Here is a 21,192-nt window from a genome sequence, read left to right as displayed (position 1 = left end):
TCTAAAACTTGTTTTCTATTGGCTACATTTCTTCCCGGTGTTTTTTTGTGCGCCTAGCGGGTGCTTACCGCTAACCCCCCGGCATCGGCTCTCAGCCTAGAGCAGGAGCGAAGGCTCGGCAACACGAACCGGTTCGTATCCCCGTGGGATAGGCTAGGCAGCGACGAGAAAGCGAGGTGGCATGAGTCCTTCCCGACCCCCCAACCCGGCCTTACGCAATCCCGAATCGACCGCCAAGATCCTCGATGCGGCGCTGGCCATGGCCGCCGAAAGCGGCCCGGCCAAAGTCAGCATCGAGGGCATCGCGGAACGTGCGGGCGTCGGCAAACGAACCATCTATCGCTGGTGGCCCTCCAAGGGTGCGGTCGTCCTGGACGCCTTGGCGCAGCGGCTCGAGGGACAGCAGTTCGAACGACTTGAAGCGACACCGGGCACCGACTTCCCGGCCGCGCTAAAGGGATTGATCAAGGACACATGGATACACGCGCTTGGCGACTCGCTGCCCGTGCTGTCCTGGCTCATCGGCGAGGCCCAACACGATCCGGATGTCGCCCTCGAGCTGAGAAATCGCCTGATCGACCCCGCGAGAGACCGGGTCGCGACTTGGATCCGCCGTGCGCAGGACGAAGGGCAGGTCGCTGCCGATGTCGATCCGTATCGCGCTGTGGATCTCGTCTACGGCCAGCTGTACTACCGTCTCCTGATCTCGCCTGGCCCGCACAACGAGGCATTTGCAGAGGATGCGGCTACCCTCGCTCTGCGCGGACTACAGCCACGGTAACGACCGCTGTCACCGTGCGGATCCGCTCAGTGGTCCCCATGACCGAGGGCATCACCGGTCACCCGTCCGAATGCACGACCGAAACCGAACTTGTCGCAGACAAACTGGACTTCGTGGCCCGCGCCGCCGAACTCACCGTTGCCGGCGCTACTGGTCGTCAGCGGCGAAGATGATCACCCGGATTTCCGTGCAGACCAGAGAGACCTCACGCAGGGCCACCGAGCGGCGGGCGTTCGAGTACCCGGGGCTTGTACTCGACCAACTGAATACGCCCGTCGAAGGTGCGGTGCTCGATCATGTCGAGGGCGACGTCCGGATAACCGTCGTAGATGCGTTCTTCGCCTGTCGCTCCGGTGATCACCGGGAACATCACGACCCGGAAGCGGTCGACGAGTCCGGCTCGTAGCAGGGACCGGGACAGGCTGAGGCTGCCGATCGTGCTGAGCAGCCCCGAGCCACTCGATTTCATGGCGCGGACCGTCTCGACGGCGTCGTCGCGGACCAGCGTGGAGTTGGCCCACTTCAGCGGCTCATCGAGCGAGGACGAGAACACCACCTTGGACGCTTGCGTGAGCTCATCGACGGTCGCCTCTTCTTCTGGCCTGAACTCGTCTTGGCCGTCCGGGACTTCGCCGGCGGCGAAGCCCGACATCAGGCGGTAGGTGTTCGATCCCATCAGGTAGGTGACCTCGGGCTGCTCGCCGAGCCACGCGAGGTACTCCGGGCCCTCGAGGCCCCAGAATCCGGGCCATCCCACTCCCGATGCGTAGCCGTCGAGCGAGGTGATGAAGTCGACGAGAAGCTCCGACATAGCGGTGTCCTTTCCTCGGTGTCATGAGCTTTGACCGGCCGCGAGCCACAAACTCATCGGCCGGGCCGTGGGACCAGTGTGGATACGGTCTCGGCTGCTCCGATGATTTTCGAGTGGATCTGTCGTCAACACGGTTGGATACGCCGACAGACAGGAGTCCAGGTATGACGAGAACGGTTGGATCGGGCATGACCTCGGTACGGGCGAACGGTGTGGATCTGGGCATCCAGAGCTTCGGCCGCGACGACGATCCGCTGGTCCTGCTGGCCGGCGGCACAACGATGTTGTCCTGGCCCGACGCGCTGTGCGAGCGGCTCGCTTCGGGCGGGCGGCGCGTGGTCCGCTACGACCTGCGTGACTCCGGCGCGTCGACGACGCTCGACCCGGAGAATCCGGCCTACAACCTGCGGGATCTCGCCTCCGACGCGGCCGCGCTGGTCGAGGTGCTCGGTTCCGGGACCGCACATCTCGGTGGAATCGGCGTCGGTGGGATGGTCGCTCAGGTCGCCGCGCTGGACCACCCGGACGTGTTCTCCGCATTGACCCTCGTCGGGACTCGGCCGGTGGCGCCCGGCCCGGTCGACGAGGACTTGCCCGACCACGACCACGCGGTCATGGGTGCGCTGTTCTCCCACCCACAGCCGGACTGGACCGACCGCCAGGCTGTCGCGGCATTCGCCGCCGCCGGGGCCGAGCTTCTGGGCGACGATGCGGCGGAGGCGCGGGCGACTGCGGCCCGAATCTGGGACAGGACGCCGTCGAGCGATCCCGCAGTCCACCAGGCGAACCAGCTCGGGATGGTGTTCTCCCGGCTCGACTGCGCCCCGCGCTGGCGGCACCGGCTCGGTGAGCTCGACGTGCCCACGCTCGTGGTGCACGGTCGCGCTGACCCGTTCTTCCCGGTCGGCAACGGTGAAGTCCTCGCCGCCGAAATCTCCGGGGCGCGGCTGCTCGTCCTCGACGACATGGGTACCGCCCTGCCCCACGCCGCGGCCGACCAGGTCGCTGCCGCCATGCTCGCCCAGTAACCGTCCGGCTGGTGAGCAAGAAAACAGGAGTCCAGATATGACCGACCTGCCGGTGCGGCGAAATCTCCTGCGCCGCAGTGGGGATGAGTGCCTGAAAATGCATGCACGTGGACCCGAAGGGATCCGACCGTGGCGGTGATCGAAGACGTCAGCCCACTGGGGGCCGAGTTGGAACGCTCGTATCGGGTCTACGTACGCGGAAGGCTGAAGTTCCGCGTCAAGCAGATCGTCTACGTGGCGTTCTCCCTGGACGAGACCGAGATGGGCTTCGCGTTCCCCAGGGAGGAGCGAGCGGCTCTCATAGCGGCCGAGCCACACAAGTTTCGGATGCCATCGGCATCGGACATGCGCTTCAACTGGATCGAGTCCGACCTCGCGGCCCTGGACCCGACCGAGGCCCGGGAATTCGTCGTCGACGCCTGGCGCATGGTCGTCCCCATAAAGCTCTCCCTTGCTTACGATCACGCTCATCCCGACGGGCCGGTCTGAGGACGAGAACTGCGCAGTCCTGCTGCGCGCCGGTACACCGAGCGGAAGCCGATAGCAGCGGTGCCGGTGTCGCTATCTCGTTGCAGCCGGTCCACGGCATAGCCGCTATCGCCGAGGTGTTCGTATCCCTTGCCGCGGCCGGCCCGCACGGGTTTCCGTGAGGTGGCGCGCGGTCTCAGCGGCGATCCGTGCGCGGTGATCTTCGACGGTGACGCTCCGCTGGCGCTCGTCGTCCTCGATCCCCTACGACACCGTCGTCGGGGTACTCGGTGACCCGATCCCGCCGAGCTGACCTGGGTGAACGATACGGATCCGACTCGCTGACCGCCGAGTCGGCACGTGATCACGGAAGCTGTCCCCCGGTGGTGACATTTCACTTGTGAACGCCTGTGCGGCACCACGTCGCGCCAACTCCTCCGTGCGAACGTGCAGGCGAAGCTTCGACACCCAACTTCCGTACCAGTCCTGCACGCCTGAGAGCCAGAATGAGTGATCCCCAGGTCCGCGGTTCGGGGAGATCCTTCCAACCCCGGGCCCGCATTCTGATCTGCATATCGGCGACCATGAACTTCTCCCCCTCCGGCAACGCCAAGATCAGTTGCCGGGCAGTATCCAGGTACATGTCAACATATGGATCGCGCGGCGATTCAGCCATGCGGCACCTCGATCTACATGCCGTTATCTTACGCATCCACGATACCTGGGCCGCCACAACATCTTTCGCGTTTCACGTAGTGCGGTGTGGCCCGGTCGCCACACAATCGGCACCTCCGCCCAGGCGAACAAGCGCTCCTGGGCTGTTGCTGGATCGACGCACCATCAAATGATCAGCGCACCCGCGACAAGCAGAAGCTGCTGTTCACGACAAACGTTCGGTCAGATGGACAGTGACCTCATCACCATCGGTCTTGCCGATGCTACGGCGGATCGCGGCGGCGACGGGGAGCTTGTGGGTGCCGTCCCCGAGGGCCATGAAGGAGGACGTGAACGGGACGCCGTCCACCGTTCCTTTGACCTTGACCAGGCCCCGGGTGCCGAAGATCTGTGCCGAGTCGGGAAGTTGCACGCACGTCCACGTGTCGCCCTCCCTGACTTTGCCGAGGACGGCGGTGAAGGTGATGTCGATCGGTCCTGGTGCGGTAGCCATGGCGGCTCCTGTCGGGATGGGGTCAGATGAACAGTCCGAGCACTACTCCACTGATGACCAGTTTGAGGACCCAGTCGGTCATATGCACCAGGGCGGTGGGGACCGGAACGTTTTCGTGGACGATGGCGCCGGCGAGGATGGTCACCGGAAGGATCGCCACGACCGCGCCTAGGGCCGCTCCGGCGCCGACTCCATGCCAATCACCCGCGACGAGCAGAATCGCCAGCACCGCGGCCGCGAGTAGACCACGCAGCAGCACGAACGCCATCTGCACCGGCAAGCCGAACCCGGGGCGCGGGGTACTCGTCCGCGACACCAGCTCGGCGACCGGAGGCGTCGCGTACAGGACCGCGCTGATGACGAACGAGACGATCGCCGCGACTACGACACCTACGACAACCATGGCCAGCTCCTTCAGTACGGTGTAGTACTTAATCTAGGAAGTTGATTCGGTACTGTCAAGTACTAAAGTAGGGAAGCATGAGCTCATCAGGTGGACGACGCGGCCGACCGCCCGGGAAGTCCGGCGAGGAACTGCTGGCCGTCGCTCGTGAGGTGTTTCTGGAGCGCGGGTTCGCGGGGTCGACGATGGACGAGGTTGCTTCGCGCGCAGGGATTTCCAAAACCTCGCTCTATCGCGAACACCCGTCGAAGACCGGACTGTTCGCCGCGGTCGTGGAGCACTGGGCGACCGCAGGCCGTCACGCCATGCGGCCGGCCCTCGCGAGACTCGAGGCCGCCGAGGATGTCCGCGAGGGTCTACTCGACTGGGCGCGAACCCTGCTGGCCGGCATCCTCTCCCCCACCGTCGTGGAGATGCGCCGACTGGTCACCGCGGAAGCCGCCCGCCTGCCCGATGCCGGGTCGACCTACCTGCACAAGAGCTGGATCAGGAACATCGGCGACCTCGCCACGACACTGCGGACGCTCGACACCCGCGGCCTGCTGCATGTCCCCGACCCCGAAGCCGCCGCGGAACAGCTCACCTGGCTGGTCGTCGGCGCACCATTGAACGCCCGAATGCTCGATGCCACGGCCACGGACACGGCCACCGACGCGGCCGACGCAGCGATCGACCTGTTCCTAGCGGGATACCTCCAGGTTCAACAACAAACGAACTGACGGAAACCTCTTCCAAGGCGCCATCTTTCGGATGTCGACCTCCTCCACACCCACCCGGTATGGCCAGTCGCCACGATCCTTCTGGTGACGCTTCTGATCGCTTTCCCCTAGCTCTGTCGGCGATCGCCCGCCGCGGCCAGCACTCGTCACGCCCTCTCAGGGCACCAGCTCGGTCATGGATTCAAATGGCAACGACGGATTGGCCGCTGCGGCTTCGACCACTTGCCAGTCGTCGTCCTGCAGAAGTTCGGCGACGACCGACGAGGGTAAGGCGGGATGACGGGCAGCCCACCGCCTCGCCCGACGATCGGTCAGACATGCGAGCAACGCCGTGGGTGATGCGTTGCGGTGCCGGGCGACCGCACGAAACACCTTCTGCACGGGCGGCCGGAACCGAGTCAGGCTCTCCAACAGCTCTGACGAGGCGTCGGGATTGGCGGCCACCGTCGCGATCACCCGCGCGCCATGCTGTGCGACCATCATGCGCAACTGCTGGTCGGAAAGGCCCGGGTGCGATGCGATGGACGCGACGACCTTGGCGTCCGGGTCGCGAGCAAACTTGTCGCAGATTTCGATGGGCAGATCCCGACGTTGAGCGAGAAGCATCCGCACGGTCGAGTTCGGCGATGCGGCAAGCTCTCCGACTTCGGCGGGGGTAGCGGTGGCGATGCGCGGTAGCACCGTCGGGCCGATCCGGGTGACCTCGGCGAGGTGCGCAAGGACGTCGAGCGGCAGATGCGGATTATGTGCCAATCGGCGCTGGACATCATGTCCGGGGTCATTGGCCAAAGTGCGGACCACAGCTCGGTCAATGGCAGGGTTCTCCGCGAGTGTTGCTCGGACCCACGGCACGGGATCCTCGGCGAGCTGCGAGTAGGCGCGGGAGGGCAGGTCGGTGCGGGTTGCGAGTTCCAGACGTAACAGCATCGAGGCGTGGCCGAGATAGCCCATAACGGCCTCGACCGGGGTAGCCGGATTCCGCAGGGCCATCTGATGGATCTCGTGCATCGTGGATTCGTGGGCGCCTGCACAGGAGGCCCCCGGTCGGAGCGTGCAGTCCGGTCGGGCACAGTCGGGATCGTGGACGAAAGGGATCTTCTCCCCATCGCAAACCAGACAGGATCGCGGCGGCGGAAAACCTTCACCGGTGAGCAGCGCCCCGAGCGCACCGGGCGGCGCTGCCTCGTTGGCCGTCAGCGCTCGGCGGACCTCGGCATGTGGGTGCTCGGCAAGAGTGCCGGCGACGTCCGCCGGCGCCCATTGTGCGAGTTCCGCGACAACTCGAACAGAGGGATCCGAGGCGAGCGTACGCAGTACGTCCACCGGCAGGCCGGGGCAGGCCGCCAGCCGCTCCCGGAGTTCGTCGAGCGGGTCGGTGGCGAGCGCACGCGCCCACTCCGGCAGGCCCAAGCCCTGCTCGAGCAGGGCGAGAGCAACCTGCGGCCGAGCCGACGGATCGACGTCATCGGTTGTGAGGTTCCCAGCGCAGACCAGCCGTACGGCGGCCGTGTCGAAGCGTGCGAGTGCAACCACCTGCGCGTGATTCAGATCCGATCGACGCGACAGCGCCTCAGCGAGATCCGCGTCCGCATGCGCAACGAGCCGATCGACCAAGTCGGACGGTAGCGCCGTATTCTCGGCCAACCCGAGGAGGGCATGCTGCACCCCACCAATTCTGCCCGGGACCGTTCGGCGGTCATCACCAATGGCCCCGGTCGCCCAAAGCCCCGGGCCGAGCCGCATGCATCGCAGACGATGCCGCTCGGATGGTTAAGGTCGCCTTCACGCCTATGGCCACCCCCGAAGCGGGATGGCCATAGTCCCGTCGATGAAAAGGCTAGCTTGATGCCAGTCGCTGGTTCAGAAGCTGGTTCAGCGACACCTTCAGCTCGGCCGCTTCTCGCACCAGCCGAGCATGCAGTTCAGATGACGTGCGCACCATGAACTTTCCGCTGTAGCGCCTTTCGGCGAGCGGTTGAGGCACGACTTCGCCGTTGACGGCCATATCCTTGATCGTGTCGGCTACCAGCACTCGAAGTCCTTCGAGTGCCGCCTCCTGGGTTGGAGCCAGCCAAGACAGTGACGGAAATTCGGTGCACAGCGCCACGAACTCATCGTCCTCTGGCGACCAGAGAACTCGATACGCATAGTGTGCGGCGTCTGGCAAGTTGTAGAGATCGGCCATGTCAGGCACCCTCCTCCGGTTCCATCTGATAAAGCTTGTCGATCGCGGCCAGAACTTGCCTGACCTGATATGGCTTGGCTTTCCCACCCTCACCTTCCTGGATGTTGACGCGGGGATCGCCTGGCCATGGCGTCTTGAAGACGGCGTGGCTACTCCCCTAGTTGGCGGGGAATTCCGAAGTACTCCTCGCAGACCGAGCGGAGCTCGTCGTACCGGACGTTCTTCGGCGATTCCGCCATCTTGGCGAGTAGCTTCTCCACCTTGGACACGTCCCTATAGTATCGCCCGCGATATCACTCTTCAAGGAGTCGCCAGCTCCACGTTCATCAAATCCCCGACATACCTGCTGATAGCCGGCAGTCCGCTGCCGCCTATCGGTCCACTCACGCCACGAGTCGTTCCGCATCGTCAGAACCTCGATCACCCGGACGCAGCGGCGCGCCAACGTGGTGCAGATGCCTCAGCGCCTCGCGATACGACGCAATCAACCCGGTCTCGTGGTAAGCCACGCCGATGTCGGCGCAGTAGTCGCGCACGATCACTTGGGCGTGGCGCAGGTTCGGGGTGGGCATGCTCGGGAACAGGTGGTGTTCGATCTGGTAGTTGAGGCCGCCGAGGGCGAGGTCGGTCAGGGCGCCACCGCGGATGTTGCGGGAGGTCAGGACTTGTCGGCGCAGGTAGTCGGGGCGGTCGTCGCCGGTCAGGGTCGGCATGCCTTTGTGGTTCGGGGCGAAGATGCAGCCCATGTACAGGCCGAACAGCGCCTGGTGGACAACGAGGAACGCGAGAGCTTTGTCGGCGGGCAGAACTACGAACAGGGCGGTCAGGTAGGCGGCGAAGTGGCCGAAGAGCAGCGCGCCCTCGAGGGTGCGGTGTTTGATCGAGCGGTTTCTGAGTGCTCGCACGCCTGCCATATGGAGGTTAAGGCCCTCCAGCATGAGTAGCGGGAAGAACAGATATGCCTGTGCTCTCCCGATGAGACGAGGCAGTCCACGACTCGCCTGTGCCTGCCGTTGTGACCAGACGAGGACGTCGGGCGCGACGTCGGGATCGAGTTCCTCGTGGTTCGGATTGGCGTGGTGGCGGGTGTGTTTGTCCTGCCACCAGCCGTAGGCCAGGCCTATTCCGGCGTTGCCGACGACTCGGCCGACGACCTCCGTCGGCCGCCGCAGCCGGAAGACTTGCCGATGCGCGACATCGTGCATGACGAGTGCGACCTGGGCGAAAGCCACGGCCATGAACGCCGCAACCAGGAGCGTCCACCACGAATCACCGACGAGGACGAACGCCGCCCAGCCGGCCACGAACGCGATTCCGACGAGGCTGAGACGGACGGCGTAGTAGACAGGACGCCGGTCCATCAGTCCCGCCTCGGAGATCCGACGCAAGAGAGGGGCGTAGTCACCGCCGGCGCCACCGCGCCGCGACGACCGTGGAGATGACTCTGGGACCAAGACCGGTGTCGTCATAGAGCTTCCTGAGAGTTGAGTCGGGGATCCCACCTCCACCCGTGTTCGATACCGACCGGTCGATGCCGATCGGAGATCTGATCGCAGCGGGCACGGCTCGGCGCATCGGGCGGGGTGACGATGTCGATACTCCGACGCTAGAAGCCAATTCCTCGTTCCATGTAATCCCCTGGTATGACGTGGGATTGCACTGCGGTGTGATATCGGATGTCCGTCGACAATCGAAGCGCGCGGCTGTGCGCCACCGTTCGCGTCGGATCAGAACCCGTCAGGCCTCCAGTCTGGCGCGGACAGCGTCGAGCCGCACCTGGAGTTCTGTCTCATCGATGATGCCGCGGACTACCAGGGAGTGCGCCAAAGCGACGAGCTGGTTTTCGGGGTAGGGCAGGTTGGCGTAGACGGTTGCCGTCAGCGAATCCTCCTCATCACGGCGTTCTGTGAAGTCGGGGATGGGCTGGGCGCAGTGAGCGCGATCGAGGGCATCGCATATTCCGTCCAGGCTCGTCTTCCACGGTGGGACAGGATTGTCGACGCCATACTTTGCCGCCATGCGCGGCCACACCTGATCGCGCGCCACAATGTTTTTCAGCGGAGCGATATCGGCTTCGGTCGAGAACGCATCGTCTGCCGTACTCACCTTCGGGAACTCCTTCAGTCGACCGGGTGGATGGCCGGACGGGTGTCGGTGATGACGTTGCTGGTGATGCCCGCCTTCGGTAGGGCGACACCGATCAAGCAATCTCGCGTGACGATCTCGGCGAGCTGGTCTTCATCCCATCCATCAGTTCCTTCCGGACGCAGCGGCATCACCATGAAACGATGCTTCTGGTTGGAATCCTGAACCCGGATCGCCACATCGTCGCTCAGATACAGCCCGAACTCCGCGAGGACCTGTCGCGGCCATCGAACCAGGCGCCGTCGATAATTCGGGGTGCGATACCACTCGGGCGAATTGCCGAGTATCGGTCGCGGATAGCAGGAGCACAGTGCGCAGACGATCACGTGATGCACTGTGGGCGTGTCTGCCAGGATCTCGAACGCGGTGAAGTCGCTCGGTGTTCCGAAGCCGGTGGGTTCCAGCCAGTCGACTCCGACTTCCTTACTCGCCGTCATCGGTTCGGCGAGGGCGAGTGCTTTGAAGTCAGGATCGAGCCACGCCCGGGCAACCAGGTGCGCAGCGGGCGTCGGGCCGATCTGCTCGGCGAATTCGGTGAAGCGGCGGTGCTCCTCGGCGGTGAAGATGCCCTTCTCGATGCAGAGTTCACGAAGAGCTATCTCCAGAACTTCGAAGTCGGTGATTTCGTCCACCATGGGCGCAATCGTGCGCTCATGATCGTGGTCGTCGCCGGTCATGGAATCCCTTTCTGGCACTTTGCCTATCAGTGGAGACGACTACACTCAGGGCCTAGGCGGCGGATTTCAGCCAGCGCTCCGGGAGCTCGGTTTGCAGAGTGTCGTTCGTCGTTCCTGTGTATCCGTCCCACAATTCGGAGAGGTTGAATCGAACGACGTAGAACCACTCGGGCTGCGCATCGGGGCGGTCCCATGTCTCGTCTTCGGCGGCGGGACTTTCGTAAGCGATCGAAGCGATCTCCCCTCTCGCGCCGCGCACGTATTCCGGTGTGCGGGTGTACAACAGGGCAGGCATGTCGCGCACCATCACGGGATCGCCGACGTGGAACCCTGGTTCTCCCGCCCGGCCGGCGAACACCTGCGGATCGCCCTTACCCACTGCGTGGATGTGATGCTCGTTGCGTTCGACCTGCGAGCCGTCGCCTTCGAACTTGGGATGGGCCTCCAAGCTCTTCCCCGCAAGTCCATCTTCGTATCGCGCCTGAACCTCCACCATCCGTTCGCTCAACTCACCGAGACCGATGTGGTGTTTCTCGACGAGGACGCGCGCGACAGCCAGCAGCCAGCGCCCGTAATACGGCAGCCCCAGATAAATGGCGCGACCCACGTCGACATTGCCCATCCGGCGCCGCTCTTCCGAGAGCCAGATTCCGCGCCAGGCGAGCACCTCGCAGATCACATAGGTGTTGTGCTCCCAGATCTCATACTGCTTGTTCTCGTACTTCATCGGCGCATCCGGCTCGCCACCGACGTCGTGGACGGTCTTCATATATGCGCGGAAACGCTCGTGATCGATGAGATCAGGGGTCGGCGCATCCGGAAGTTCGGGATAGGAGGACTTCAGTCGGGCGACCAGATCGAGCTGAGCTGCCCGCTCCGCAGCCGTACTCATGAGCGCTCCCTTACTCGCGGGGCCAGGTGACTTGTGGAGGTCTGTTGCGGCGATCGAGACGAACCGAACCGTTGTGCACTGTGTCCGTGCATGCCGTAGCCGCACCACGCGGCCGGCGAAAGGCAGCGTGCTATCGAGCGTCGCCAATCGCGCGATCAGCGCGGCAGCAACACGTCACAAGGTCAAATTTATGCCTCATCGCCGCTGGTGGATAGCTTTCTCGGCAAGTTTTTCGGCCACAGCGCGGCACGGGACCAGGCAACCGTGCTGGAAGTCGAGGTAGTGGACACATCGCTGTCCGAACACGCGGCACCCGCTGGCGGCGGTCAGTCAGATCAGTGTTCGAACCCGGTGGGCTCCGACCCGAGCAACCCAACGTAGCCGGCCCGCCGCGCGAGCGTCGCGTGGCGGGCCGGATCCAGAAATCGCACGGCATCGGGTCCTCAGACGAGGGCGGGCTGTCGTGATGCCGGTGTCGGCCAGCGCCGGTGGTTGGCATCGATGACATAGGCGTGGGTGTGCTGGTAGAGGCGATCGCTCACCCGGACAGCGTCGGCCAGCAGATCCGGGTCGACGGTGCCGACCTCGTGCAGGTGTGTCAGCTCCGACGGGTCGTTGGCCGGCCACATCCGCGCTGCCACAGCGATTCCCGCTGCTGCCAGGACGGCGAGCGCCACCCAGGTGGTGGTGAACCCGGCCGCGGTGGTCAGCCATCCGGCAATCGGGTAGGTGACCAGCCAGGCCAGGTGCGACAGCGAGAACTGAGCGGCGAACAGTGCGGGGCGGTCGCCCGGCAGCGACGAGCGCCGCAGCACCTGCCCGGTCGGGGTGAGGATCGCCCCGGTACCCGCGCCGACCGTGGCCCAGACAACGATCGCGGCGGTCCAGCGCCAGTCGCCGGAGGTTGCGGTCGACAGCGCGACGGCCGCGAGGAGACCGGTCAACAGGACGGCGGCACCGGTCAGCATGATCGGCCGGGCGCCGATGCGGTCGAGCACACGTGGCAGCGACAGTGCCGCGAGCATGGTCCCGAATCCGTTGGCGGCCAGCAGCATCGCTACACCGGACTGAGTGCCGCCGAGCGTGTCGCGAACGTAGTTGACGGTGTTGACCATGATGACCGAACCTGCCGCGGCGACCACCAGATTCAAGCCGAGCAGTCCACGTAGCCGGGGCGTGGCCGCGAAGATACGCATACCCACCGCGATGCGCTCGACGAACGCGCGGTCGCCGGTCGAGCGTGCGTTCGGAATCCGAGTCATGATCACCAGCAGAGCCGAGACCACGAATCCGATCGCGGTACCGATGAACAGCCAGTTGAAGCTCATGACGGTCAGTGCCGCAGCGGCCAGCATCGGGCTCAGCAGCGTTTCCATTGTCGCCGCCAGCTGCGCGGCCGACAGCGCACGAGTGTATTCACGCTCGTCGGGCAGGATGTCCGGAATCACCGCCTGATAGGTCGGCGTGTACGCGGCGGACGCGGTTTGCAGCACCGCGATGAGCACGTAGATCTGCCACACCTGATCGATGAACGGCAGCGCCAGCACCACCGCGCCGCGAATCACATTCAGCCCGACGAGGAACAGTCGCCGCGGGAGGCGGTCGGCGTAGGCGCCCACGATCGGTGCGACGGTGACGTATACCAGCATTTTGATGGTGAGCGCGGTGCCGAGGACGGCAGCCGCGTCGGCTCCGGCCAGCTCGTAGGCGAGTAGGCCGAGGGCGACCGTGGTCAGTCCGGTCCCGAACAGCGCCGACACCTGGGCGGTGAACAGGCGCAGGTAGTCGCGATTGGCGAACAGTGAGGCGATCATCGGAAAGGGTCCTCCGTAGAGCCGCGGCGGGCTGTGCCGCGGCTGCCCCGTCGGCTCGGCCGGGGCCGGCCGACGGGGTGCCGCGGATCAGCCGCGGACGATTTCGTAGCCGAGGTTCTCGACTGTGTCCTGGATCAATGCTTCGGCGGTGGTGCCGGCGACGGTCATGCGGCCCGTGGCGAGTTCGATATCGACGCTCTCGATGCCCGCGAGCTTGCCGACCTCGGCCCGGACCTTGCCGACGCAGCTGCCACAGGACATCCCGGAGACGGTGTAGGTGCTGATGACGGCGTTGTTGCTCATGTCGTTTCCTCCATGTGTTGCAGCGGGTTCGGCGGTCCGGGTATCCGGTCGCCCTGAACGAACATATACCCCCACCCCGTATAGGTACACATGACAGGGATCACACCTGATTGTATACCCCAGGTGGGTATTGTTCCCGCCATGAGCAAGCTGAATCGAATCGTCATCGTCGGCGCCTCGCTGGCCGGACTCCGCGCGGCACAGACCCTGCGCGCCGACGGGTTCGCGGGTGAAGTCACGGTGGTCGGCGCGGAGCCCCACCTGCCGTACAACCGCCCGCCGCTGTCCAAAGGAGTGCTCGACGGAGAGGACGACATCGCCCTGCCCGGAGCGGAGGAACTCGACAGTCGCTGGTTGCGTGGCCGACGGGCCGTGGACCTGCGGGTGGACGACCGGGTTGTCGTCCTCGACGACGGCTCGTCCGTCCCCTACGACGGACTCGTGATCGCAACCGGAGCACGCGCCCGCCGATTCGAGCATCAGCCGCCGGGCGTGCACAGCCTGCGCACCGTCGACGACGCGTTGGCACTACGCGCCGAACTGACCGCAGGGCCCCGCCACCTCACCGTGATAGGCGGTGGATTCATCGGCAGCGAAGTGGCCTCCACCGCCCGTAGACAGGGGCTGCCGGTGACACTGGTGGACGCCGGACCATATCCGATGCGGGAGACTATGGGCGCCCATGCCGCGCGGTGGCTCGCACGCCACCATGAGCGTCACGGCGTGGAACTCGTGGCGGGCGTGCGCGCCGCCGGGTTCGACGGCGAATCCCGGGTCACCGCAGTCCGATTGGACGACGGCAGGCAGATCTCCACCGACCTGGTCGTGGCGGGCACCGGCATTGTTCCGAACACCGACTGGCTGCGCGCAAGCGGGCTGAAACTCGACGACGGCGTCGTCACCACCGAATCCCTTTTCGCCCAGGGGGAATCGGCCATCGTCGCCGCCGGCGACCTCGTCCGGTGGCCACACCGGCACTACGACGGCGCACTGATCCGCATCGAGCACTGGGCGAACGCGAACGAGCAAGGCGCGCTCGCGGCACGCAACCTGCTCGCAGGCCCCGAGGCAGCCGCGCCCTACACCGCGATCCCGTCCTTCGGCACCAGCGTGCACGGTGCCCGTGTGCAGACCGCGGGCCTGCCTGCGCTCGGCGACGAGGAACTGATCCTGATCGACGAACCCGACCGCCTCGCCGTCGCGTTCCTCGCACGCGGCGTCCTGGTGGGTGCGGTGGCGGTGAACGCGCCGAAGGACCTGCTTCGCCTCAAGCGGAGCATCGCCGCCCACGCCACCCGAGCGGACGTGACGGCCGAAGGTGGCGCGACGCCCTGACGAAGGGGTGACGCCATCCGGGCGGGGTGTGGAGTCGTCGTCCCCACGACACACGACGCAACGAGAAAAGGTTCATGTCCTCCATGAGCATGAACCTTCGATCGAGTGCAGTGGAGCCAAAGGGACTCGCCCTGGTCGGCACATGCAGCACTCCGAACCCCAATTCGGCCTCGGATTCGATCCCGACACCGCGCAATACCCGCATTCCATCGGCAATTTCAGACGCATACTGGAGCAGCGCCGATTTACCGCGAGTCGGTGAAATGGGGTATTCACCGTACCCAGCCGAGGCGCTGTGGCGTTCATCTTGGCAATGAGCGCCGGAAATTACGCTTTCACGAAAAATTCTCCAGCCTCGGGAAGCGTCTAGCCTATTCCAGGTGAGTACCTTCAACTCCCGTTCCCGTTCGGCCGTATCCACACCGCAGCTCGGGTCGCCGGGTTTTCGTCGTGTCGCAATGCTCGGTGCGCTCTGCGCCGCGTTCTCGATCACCCCGATCGTTGCCGGCGCCGGTATCGCGAACGCCTCCCCTCTCGTGCCCTGCAACTACGGACCGGTCGGCAGCCGACTGGAGGTGGACTGCGAAAATCGCGACTACACGCCGGGTACGGTGCGGATCAGCGCCTGGTGCACCAACGCGGCCTGGATCGGTTGGGAAGAGCGCATGGCTCCACAGAGCCGGACACACATCACCCGGGACTGCGGCCCTGGTGCACATCCCATCGTGTGGTTCGTTTCCGGGAAAAGCGACTGGGAGCGTATCCAGGAAGAGCTGAACGACGACGACTGACGACGACAGCGGACGGCATAACACGAACTGAACCAACCGCCCGCATGAGGCAACGCAAAACCACTGACCGGACTAATGAATACCGGCGCCCTGGATCGGCGCGCTCTTCGGAAAGGTGACCGGCAGTGAGACCAGCGACCGATGGAACGGGCCCGGTCGCCATCGCAGTTCTTCCCGGGGCATCGACAATGCCATTTCTGGAAGCGCGTCGAGCAGCTGGTCGATGGCATCCTGAACGATCAGCATCGACATCGATCGCGCCGGACAGGCATGCGGGCCCGTACCGAACGCCAGGTGTGACCGATTATCAGTGATAGTTCCGGTCCGAACGGCCGGATCGTTATTGCAGGCGGCCATGCTGATCAGTACCGGCTGATGCGCGGGCAACCAGACATCGTCGACCAGAATCGGCTGGCGCGGATATCTGATGCAGTAGTTCGCCAACGGCGGATTGTTGAACAGCACCTCGTCGAGGGCATCCCGGGTCGACAGACTCCCGTCGAGCACATTTCCCGCGAACCGATCATCGGTCAGCACCAGCAACAGGGTGTTGACGATCAGATTCTGTGTCGGCTCGATACCGGCCGCATACAGCAGCGCAAGATGACACACCAGCTCTTCGTCATCGAGGCACGTCGGATGTTCGACCAGTCGGCTGGTGACATCGTCGGCAGGTTTGGCACGTTTGGTCCGGATGAGTTCGGCCAGCGCCCCGAGGAGCAGCTGGTTGCCGTTCGCGGCTCCGACGGTGTCGAATATGGCCGCCATACCGGTCGCCGCGCGCCGACCGATATCGGCTGGGCAGCCGAGGATCGCGTTCAGGGTGGCGAAGGCGACCGGCAGCGCGTACTGGCCGACCACATCGCAATGACCGTCCGCACAGAAGGTATTGATCAGCGGCGTCGCGATCTGTTCGATCGTGACATGCAGGCGGTGTAGATCGACCTCGCCGAGTGCTCCCGCGGTGGCGGACCGATAGCGAATATGGTCTCTGCCCCCACTGTGGAGGGGATTGGGATACCACTCCATCATCGGGCGGATCGGGCAGCCGGCGGGAATGCTCTGCTCCCAGGCCCGTGGGTCGGAGGTGAAGCGATCCGGATCGTTGAGGATCCGCACAGCGGCGTGATAGCCGATGACCAAGGTCGCGGGAACTCCGGGCGCCAGCTCCACCGGAGCCAGCGAGCCGAAACGGTGGAGCATCTCGCGGTGCGCCCGATGTGGATCCGCCGCGTATTCCTCGGTGTACAGGGAAGTACGCGGACCGTCGAAACCCCATGGTGTCGGGGCCGAGAGCGGATTGCTGTCGATACTCAATTCCCACCGATCCTGAGGTGTCGCAGGCGGACCATCTGCCCCAGGGGGCGATGTCACACTATCCGGGTCCCGGCGAGTCACGCACCGGAAAGCGCCGAGGCGCAGCCCCAATCACGTAGTGGCGCACCTAACGCCCGCCGGGTGCATTGAGACGAGTGGTGCCATCGGTTTATCTGGAGGGGTCCTGATCATGGTCGGCGGGATGGGAGTCGTTGCCGCTGTTGAGGATGGTAGTCAGATCGCGGGCGGCGCGGGCCAGGGGCAGGCATGCGTTGAGGAATTCGGTGAGGGCGGCAGGAATTCGGGCGGCGTTGTGCAAGACAAGCGCGGTGACGGTGACGATGGTGAGCAACTCGGTGATGATCATGCTGATCAGCGTTGCCCGCACACTGAATTCGGTGCATCCGGTGTAGCCAAGCCTGTTCCCGCGCCTGGTCGTCACAGCGGGCGGGCCTAGGATTCCGAACGAAACCGAACACGCGCCCGATCCAGTGGAGGGGGACGGTGGTGATCGACCCGCACGATGTCCATTCCCGCGAGGATCTGCAGGCGGCGCTACGCGGGTTCTTCACCGCGGCCGGTCTCAGCTATCAGCAAACGGCCGAGGCCGCGGGTGTAGCTGCCCCCAACACGATCCACGACTGGGTACATGGGAAGGCTTTCCCGCACTGGAAAAACCTGGCGCCGGTACTCGGGGTGTGGGGAATCACCGAAGCAGGGCGGGTGCGGTCGTGGAAGGACGCACACGAACGGGCTCGCACCGACAGTCGGAACCGGCCGGGTGTGCCGCTTCAGGAGGTGATCGATCCGTTCTCTCTGGAAGTGCACGAGCTGATCACCGTCGGCCCCGATACCGGGTTGCCGGCGCTGCCGGCGTATGTGCCGCGCGCTCACGATGAACGGTTGGCTGCGGTCGTGGACCGAGCACTCAGCGGTCGTAGTGGGCTCGCGGTGCTGCTCGGCGAATCCTCGTCAGGGAAGACGCGGGCGTTGTGGGAGGCGCTGGCCCCGCTGCGCGCCCGGGGTGGGTGGCGGTTGTGGCATCCGCCACGGGCTCGGCACAACGAACTGGCCGACGGGTTGTCGCGGATCGGCCCGGGCACAGTGGTGTGGCTCAACGAAACCCAGCGTTACTTCCTGGCTGAGGCTCCCGAGGGGCGTGATGGTCTGGCCGGCGAGTTGGGTGCGGTACTCAACGATGCCCGGCGTGCGCCGGTGTTGATCCTCGGCAGCTTGTGGAGCGAGCACTATCGCGCTCTGTGCGCCGATCCGAGTTCGGCGACCCGCAGGCTGTTTCAGGCGACGGTTATCGAGGTGCCGGGACGGTTCGCCGGCGCCGATCTGGCCGCGATGCGCGGCGCTGCCGAACAGGATCCGCGCCTGGCGGTGGCCTATGAGCGGGCCGAAGACGGGGAGATCACCCAGTATCTGGCTGGTGGTCCGGAACTTGTCGACCGCTACGAACACCAGGCCGGCGTAACGGCGCGAGCGGTGATCGAGGCGGCGATGGACGCGCTTCGGATGGGCCATCCCAACGTCTTGCCGTTCACGCTGCTGCGCGACGCCGCGTCGGCCTACCTCAGCGACACCGTGTGGGACTGTCTGGATGAGAACTGGTTCGAAACGGCTTTGGCCGAGACCGGTCATCCGTGCAAAGGAGCACGCGGGCCGATCACCCCGATCCGTGAGCGCCCGGTGCCCACACGCGCCGGCCGGATGCCCGGTCGCCGAACTGGTAGCCCTTCGGGAGAGCCGGTGTATCAGCTGGCCGACTACCTGGACCAGCACGGCCGTCGGCGCCGCGCCGCCGTAATCCCACCAATAGGTTTCTGGGAAGCCGCCGCCGCACATGCCGACCCCGAGGCCCAGCACGTCCTCGGTGGGGCTGCACAGAGTCGCGGGCTGTATCGAGACGCCGCTCAACTGTGGAAAAATGCCGCTGGCCAGGGTCATCGCGGCGCCCTACAAGAACTCCTCACCATGCTGGACTACCTGTTTCTCGACGACCCCCACCCCGCCGCCCGGGCTTGGGCCTGGGCCGCCACCCACCTTGCCGTCGACGACCCGGACGGCGTGGTCTGGCTGCTGGACGAGATGCGGGAAGCCGGTGCACATGAGCAGGTGCGGACGCTGCTGGAACGTGACCCCGCTACACACGTCGCCCTTGATGTTCCGGACAAAGTGGTCCTACTGCTGCACGGGTTGCGGAGGGCCGGTGCACACGAGCAGGTGACGGTGCTGCTGGAACGCTGTCCCGCCGCACACGTCGCCCTCGACGACCCGCGCGGGGTGGTCTGCCTGCTGCGCGGGTTGCAGGAGGCCGGCGCGCACGATCAAGTGCAGGGGCTGCTGGAACGCGATCCCGCCGCACACGTCGCTCTCGATGACATGGTCGGGGTGGTCTGGCTGCTGGACTGGCTGCGGGAGACCGAAGCGCATGAGCAGGTGCGGGTGCTGCTGGGGCGCAATCCCGCCGCGCACGGCGCCTTCGACTATCCGGACGGGGTGGACCTGCTGCTGCGCGTGTTGCGGAGGGCCGGTGCACAGGAACAGGTAGAAGTGCTGCTGGAGCGCGCAGCCGCGCATGTCGCCCTCGACAGCCCGGGCGAAGTGGGAAGGGTACTCGAATGGTTGGCGGAGGCCGGAGCGCACGAGAAGGTGAGGATCCTGCTGGAACGCGACCCCGCCACCCACGTCGCCCTCGACGATTCGTCCGGGGTGGCCCGGCTGCTGGAGGGGTTGCGTCAAGCCGGTGCGCACGATCAGGTGCGGACACTCCTGGAACGCGACCCCGCCGGCCAAGTCGCCGTCGATGAACCGCACAGCATGACCCAGCTGTTGGACGGGTTGCGTCAAGCCGGCGCGCACGATCAGGTGCGGACACTCCTGGGACGCAACCCCGCCACCCGAGTCGCCCTCGACTATCGGGCCGGGGTGGCCAGGATGTTGGACGGGTTGCGAAGGGCCGGAGCGTACGAGCAGGTGCAAGTACTGGCGGAACGGGCTGCTGCACACGTCGCCCTCGACAACCCGCGCTGGGTGCGCCGACTTCGAAAAGAATTGCGGCAGGTCAGATCGCACGAGCAGAGGCAAGAGCTGCTGGGACGGGCCGCCGCCCACGTCACCCTCGATAGCCCGGACGAGGTGAACTGGCTGCTGGACGGGTTACGAAGGGCCGGAGCGCAGAAGCATGTCCAGGTGTTGGCGAAACGAGCCGCCGCGCACATCAGCCTCGACAACCCGGCTGGGCTGGCCCGACTACTGGACGGGCTGGCGCAGGCGGGTGCGCACGAACAGATGCAAGAGCTGCTGGAGCGGGCCGCCGCGCACATCGGCCTCGACAACCCGGCTGGGCTGGCCCGACCGCTCGACGGGCCGGCACAGGCGGGTGCGCACGAACAGATGCAAGAGCTGCTGGAGCGGGCCGCCGCGCACATCGGCCTCGACAACCCGGCTGGGGTGGCCTGGGTACTGGACTGGATGCGGGAGGTCGGTGCGCACGACCATATGCGGGTGCTGCTGGAACGCGCCCCCGCGGCACACGCTGCTTTCGACAACCCATTTCGACTGGCCCCGTTGCAGAACGCGTTGCGGAAAGCCGGTGCGCACGAGCAGGAAGAGACCCTTTTCCAGCGGGCATCGGCAGCGGGCCTGCTCCGCTACCTCACACACACGCAGAGCACTCAGCGAAAAGGGATCGGCTTCGGCCAGGAACCCGACCACAGCCCTGCCGCGCCCTGGTCGTGGCACGACCTCGAGTAGCGGGGGCCGCGCACCAACACCCGACCTGATGAACCAGCCTCGGGATCGGTGCGTCGCAGATTCGTCATCTACGCAAGCGACTTCATCGGTCTGGCAGATCTCCCATTGATGCCGAGAACCCCTTTCAGCTCGTCGACACCATGGACCTCGAGCCCGCCGCCGGGTTCGGGACAACCATGATCACCTCGCCGAGGAATTTTCAGATTTGGTTCGCCTCCGACAAGGACTCACCTGCCCGCAGCGGCAGAACGATCTTTCACCTGGCGCTGAGCGGCTTGGCTGCTGGTTTCAGGCTGCACGATCAGGCTCTGGATGCGATCCATACGCGTGCACGCTCGGCGCCCGGACGGTGCCGATCCGGAACGCGGAGTAAGCGTTCCGCGATCACCCGCGGATCCACTATGACTGGCGGCGATAGGTCTGCGCGGCAATGGGTCGCCGCCGCACCCGGGAGGGGGTCCGGGGGCGAAGCCCTCCGGGCGGGGGGTGGGGGGGGGGCCCCCCCCCAAAAAGACGAAAAAGAAAAACAGGGGCTGGGAAACAAATAGATCATGCCGATTAAGAAGTTATTGGTTGGAAATGGGAACGAAAAC

22 protein-coding genes are annotated in these 21,192 nt (G+C 65.4%); 9 read left to right on the top strand and 13 right to left on the bottom strand.

Annotated elements, in window-relative coordinates:
• The first annotated feature begins 181 nt into the window (after nt 1-181).
• Together ACFXNW_RS11095 and ACFXNW_RS11090 are read left to right on the top strand one after the other, a co-directional pair.
• A complete protein-coding gene (locus ACFXNW_RS11095; protein ID WP_379417508.1) occupies nt 182-781 on the top strand; it encodes a TetR/AcrR family transcriptional regulator in 600 nt (199 codons plus the stop codon).
• A 38-nt stretch (nt 782-819) separates the two neighbouring features.
• On the top strand, nt 820-954 hold the full coding sequence (locus ACFXNW_RS11090) for a hypothetical protein (protein WP_379417507.1): 135 nt from the start codon (nt 820-822) through the stop codon (nt 952-954).
• 32 nt (nt 955-986) lie between these two features.
• Here ACFXNW_RS11090 and ACFXNW_RS11085 read toward each other — a convergent pair whose 3' ends face one another.
• The gene (locus ACFXNW_RS11085; protein ID WP_379417506.1) at nt 987-1,592 is read right to left on the bottom strand and encodes a dihydrofolate reductase family protein; all 606 of its coding nucleotides are present in this window, start codon (nt 1,590-1,592) and stop codon (nt 987-989) included.
• 188 nt (nt 1,593-1,780) lie between these two features.
• Here ACFXNW_RS11085 and ACFXNW_RS11080 point away from each other — a divergent pair, with 188 nt between their 5' ends.
• Both ACFXNW_RS11080 and ACFXNW_RS11075 read left to right on the top strand, forming a co-directional pair.
• Nucleotides 1,781-2,620, top strand: a complete 840-nt coding sequence (locus tag ACFXNW_RS11080; protein WP_379418095.1) for an alpha/beta fold hydrolase — start codon at nt 1,781-1,783, stop codon at nt 2,618-2,620.
• A 129-nt stretch (nt 2,621-2,749) separates the two neighbouring features.
• Complete coding sequence (locus ACFXNW_RS11075; protein WP_379417505.1) at nt 2,750-3,109, top strand: hypothetical protein; 360 nt, start codon at nt 2,750-2,752, stop codon at nt 3,107-3,109.
• An 859-nt stretch (nt 3,110-3,968) separates the two neighbouring features.
• On the opposite strand, the gene ACFXNW_RS11070 is transcribed toward ACFXNW_RS11075, so the two are convergent.
• Both ACFXNW_RS11070 and ACFXNW_RS11065 read right to left on the bottom strand, forming a co-directional pair.
• A complete protein-coding gene (locus ACFXNW_RS11070) occupies nt 3,969-4,256 on the bottom strand; it encodes a DUF1905 domain-containing protein (RefSeq protein ID WP_379417504.1) in 288 nt (95 codons plus the stop codon).
• A 22-nt stretch (nt 4,257-4,278) separates the two neighbouring features.
• The gene (locus ACFXNW_RS11065) at nt 4,279-4,659 is read right to left on the bottom strand and encodes a DUF1761 family protein (RefSeq protein ID WP_379417503.1); all 381 of its coding nucleotides are present in this window, start codon (nt 4,657-4,659) and stop codon (nt 4,279-4,281) included.
• Nucleotides 4,660-4,736: 77 nt separating this feature from the next.
• Here ACFXNW_RS11065 and ACFXNW_RS11060 point away from each other — a divergent pair, with 77 nt between their 5' ends.
• Nucleotides 4,737-5,378, top strand: a complete 642-nt coding sequence (locus tag ACFXNW_RS11060; RefSeq protein ID WP_379417502.1) for a TetR/AcrR family transcriptional regulator — start codon at nt 4,737-4,739, stop codon at nt 5,376-5,378.
• Between the two features lie 156 nt (nt 5,379-5,534).
• Here the strand turns inward: ACFXNW_RS11060 and ACFXNW_RS11055 are convergent, their stop codons facing one another.
• The gene (locus ACFXNW_RS11055; RefSeq protein WP_379417501.1) at nt 5,535-6,386 is read right to left on the bottom strand and encodes a hypothetical protein; all 852 of its coding nucleotides are present in this window, start codon (nt 6,384-6,386) and stop codon (nt 5,535-5,537) included.
• A 72-nt stretch (nt 6,387-6,458) separates the two neighbouring features.
• Here ACFXNW_RS11055 and ACFXNW_RS11050 point away from each other — a divergent pair, with 72 nt between their 5' ends.
• The gene (locus ACFXNW_RS11050; RefSeq protein ID WP_379417500.1) at nt 6,459-7,004 is read left to right on the top strand and encodes a hypothetical protein; all 546 of its coding nucleotides are present in this window, start codon (nt 6,459-6,461) and stop codon (nt 7,002-7,004) included.
• Nucleotides 7,005-7,215: 211 nt separating this feature from the next.
• Here ACFXNW_RS11050 and ACFXNW_RS11045 read toward each other — a convergent pair whose 3' ends face one another.
• The 7 genes from ACFXNW_RS11045 to ACFXNW_RS11015 form a co-directional block, all read right to left on the bottom strand.
• Entirely contained in the window at nt 7,216-7,563 is a 348-nt protein-coding gene (locus ACFXNW_RS11045; protein WP_379417499.1) for a type II toxin-antitoxin system HicB family antitoxin, read from the bottom strand.
• 383 nt (nt 7,564-7,946) lie between these two features.
• The gene (locus ACFXNW_RS11040) at nt 7,947-8,924 is read right to left on the bottom strand and encodes a fatty acid desaturase family protein (RefSeq protein ID WP_379417498.1); all 978 of its coding nucleotides are present in this window, start codon (nt 8,922-8,924) and stop codon (nt 7,947-7,949) included.
• 376 nt (nt 8,925-9,300) lie between these two features.
• Nucleotides 9,301-9,669: a thiocyanate hydrolase gene (locus ACFXNW_RS11035; RefSeq protein ID WP_379417497.1), complete on the bottom strand. Its 369-nt coding sequence runs from the start codon at nt 9,667-9,669 to the stop codon at nt 9,301-9,303.
• 14 nt (nt 9,670-9,683) lie between these two features.
• Nucleotides 9,684-10,385, bottom strand: a complete 702-nt coding sequence (gene scnC / locus ACFXNW_RS11030; RefSeq protein ID WP_379417496.1) for a thiocyanate hydrolase subunit gamma — start codon at nt 10,383-10,385, stop codon at nt 9,684-9,686.
• A gap of 52 nt (nt 10,386-10,437) precedes the next feature.
• Nucleotides 10,438-11,277 (bottom strand): SH3-like domain-containing protein, encoded by an 840-nt coding sequence (locus tag ACFXNW_RS11025; protein ID WP_379417495.1) that lies wholly within the window; start codon nt 11,275-11,277, stop codon nt 10,438-10,440.
• A 443-nt stretch (nt 11,278-11,720) separates the two neighbouring features.
• A complete protein-coding gene (locus ACFXNW_RS11020) occupies nt 11,721-13,091 on the bottom strand; it encodes an MFS transporter (protein ID WP_379417494.1) in 1,371 nt (456 codons plus the stop codon).
• Between the two features lie 87 nt (nt 13,092-13,178).
• Complete coding sequence (locus ACFXNW_RS11015; protein WP_379417493.1) at nt 13,179-13,394, bottom strand: heavy-metal-associated domain-containing protein; 216 nt, start codon at nt 13,392-13,394, stop codon at nt 13,179-13,181.
• 141 nt (nt 13,395-13,535) lie between these two features.
• Between ACFXNW_RS11015 and ACFXNW_RS11010 the strand changes: the two genes are divergently transcribed.
• Entirely contained in the window at nt 13,536-14,729 is a 1,194-nt protein-coding gene (locus tag ACFXNW_RS11010) for an NAD(P)/FAD-dependent oxidoreductase (RefSeq protein ID WP_379417492.1), read from the top strand.
• 380 nt (nt 14,730-15,109) lie between these two features.
• The gene (locus ACFXNW_RS11005) at nt 15,110-15,520 is read left to right on the top strand and encodes a hypothetical protein (protein ID WP_379417491.1); all 411 of its coding nucleotides are present in this window, start codon (nt 15,110-15,112) and stop codon (nt 15,518-15,520) included.
• 72 nt (nt 15,521-15,592) lie between these two features.
• Here ACFXNW_RS11005 and ACFXNW_RS11000 read toward each other — a convergent pair whose 3' ends face one another.
• Nucleotides 15,593-16,837 (bottom strand): cytochrome P450, encoded by a 1,245-nt coding sequence (locus ACFXNW_RS11000; RefSeq protein WP_379417490.1) that lies wholly within the window; start codon nt 16,835-16,837, stop codon nt 15,593-15,595.
• Nucleotides 16,838-17,006: 169 nt separating this feature from the next.
• Nucleotides 17,007-17,204, bottom strand: coding sequence for a hypothetical protein (locus ACFXNW_RS10995; protein ID WP_379417489.1), 198 nt, complete (start codon nt 17,202-17,204; stop codon nt 17,007-17,009).
• A 137-nt stretch (nt 17,205-17,341) separates the two neighbouring features.
• Between ACFXNW_RS10995 and ACFXNW_RS10990 the strand changes: the two genes are divergently transcribed.
• Entirely contained in the window at nt 17,342-20,599 is a 3,258-nt protein-coding gene (locus tag ACFXNW_RS10990; protein WP_379417488.1) for a hypothetical protein, read from the top strand.
• Nucleotides 20,600-21,192 lie beyond the last annotated feature (593 nt).

It is taken from the genome of Nocardia sp. NPDC059180, assembly GCF_042754945.1.
Taxonomy (GTDB): domain Bacteria; phylum Actinomycetota; class Actinomycetes; order Mycobacteriales; family Mycobacteriaceae; genus Nocardia.
Note: the sequence above shows the minus strand (reverse complement) of the source record. Positions and strands in the feature narration are given on the sequence as shown.

What these genes read in the sequence shown, in the direction of transcription:
- ACFXNW_RS11065 (WP_379417503.1), bottom strand. Translation starts at nt 4,659, where the DNA reads ATGGTTGTCGTAGGTGTCGTAGTCGCGGCGATCGTCTCGTTCGTCATC.
- scnC (WP_379417496.1), bottom strand. Translation starts at nt 10,385, where the DNA reads ATGACCGGCGACGACCACGATCATGAGCGCACGATTGCGCCCATGGTG.
- ACFXNW_RS11025 (WP_379417495.1), bottom strand. Translation starts at nt 11,277, where the DNA reads ATGAGTACGGCTGCGGAGCGGGCAGCTCAGCTCGATCTGGTCGCCCGA.
- ACFXNW_RS11085 (WP_379417506.1), bottom strand. Translation starts at nt 1,592, where the DNA reads ATGTCGGAGCTTCTCGTCGACTTCATCACCTCGCTCGACGGCTACGCA.
- ACFXNW_RS11040 (WP_379417498.1), bottom strand. Translation starts at nt 8,924, where the DNA reads ATGGACCGGCGTCCTGTCTACTACGCCGTCCGTCTCAGCCTCGTCGGA.
- ACFXNW_RS11060 (WP_379417502.1), top strand. Translation starts at nt 4,737, where the DNA reads ATGAGCTCATCAGGTGGACGACGCGGCCGACCGCCCGGGAAGTCCGGC.
- ACFXNW_RS11015 (WP_379417493.1), bottom strand. Translation starts at nt 13,394, where the DNA reads ATGAGCAACAACGCCGTCATCAGCACCTACACCGTCTCCGGGATGTCC.
- ACFXNW_RS11010 (WP_379417492.1), top strand. Translation starts at nt 13,536, where the DNA reads ATGAGCAAGCTGAATCGAATCGTCATCGTCGGCGCCTCGCTGGCCGGA.
- ACFXNW_RS11055 (WP_379417501.1), bottom strand. Translation starts at nt 6,386, where the DNA reads ATGCACGAGATCCATCAGATGGCCCTGCGGAATCCGGCTACCCCGGTC.
- ACFXNW_RS10995 (WP_379417489.1), bottom strand. Translation starts at nt 17,204, where the DNA reads ATGATCATCACCGAGTTGCTCACCATCGTCACCGTCACCGCGCTTGTC.
- ACFXNW_RS11045 (WP_379417499.1), bottom strand. Translation starts at nt 7,563, where the DNA reads ATGGCCGATCTCTACAACTTGCCAGACGCCGCACACTATGCGTATCGA.
- ACFXNW_RS11090 (WP_379417507.1), top strand. Translation starts at nt 820, where the DNA reads ATGACCGAGGGCATCACCGGTCACCCGTCCGAATGCACGACCGAAACC.
- ACFXNW_RS11095 (WP_379417508.1), top strand. Translation starts at nt 182, where the DNA reads ATGAGTCCTTCCCGACCCCCCAACCCGGCCTTACGCAATCCCGAATCG.
- ACFXNW_RS11080 (WP_379418095.1), top strand. Translation starts at nt 1,781, where the DNA reads ATGACCTCGGTACGGGCGAACGGTGTGGATCTGGGCATCCAGAGCTTC.
- ACFXNW_RS11020 (WP_379417494.1), bottom strand. Translation starts at nt 13,091, where the DNA reads ATGATCGCCTCACTGTTCGCCAATCGCGACTACCTGCGCCTGTTCACC.
- ACFXNW_RS11070 (WP_379417504.1), bottom strand. Translation starts at nt 4,256, where the DNA reads ATGGCTACCGCACCAGGACCGATCGACATCACCTTCACCGCCGTCCTC.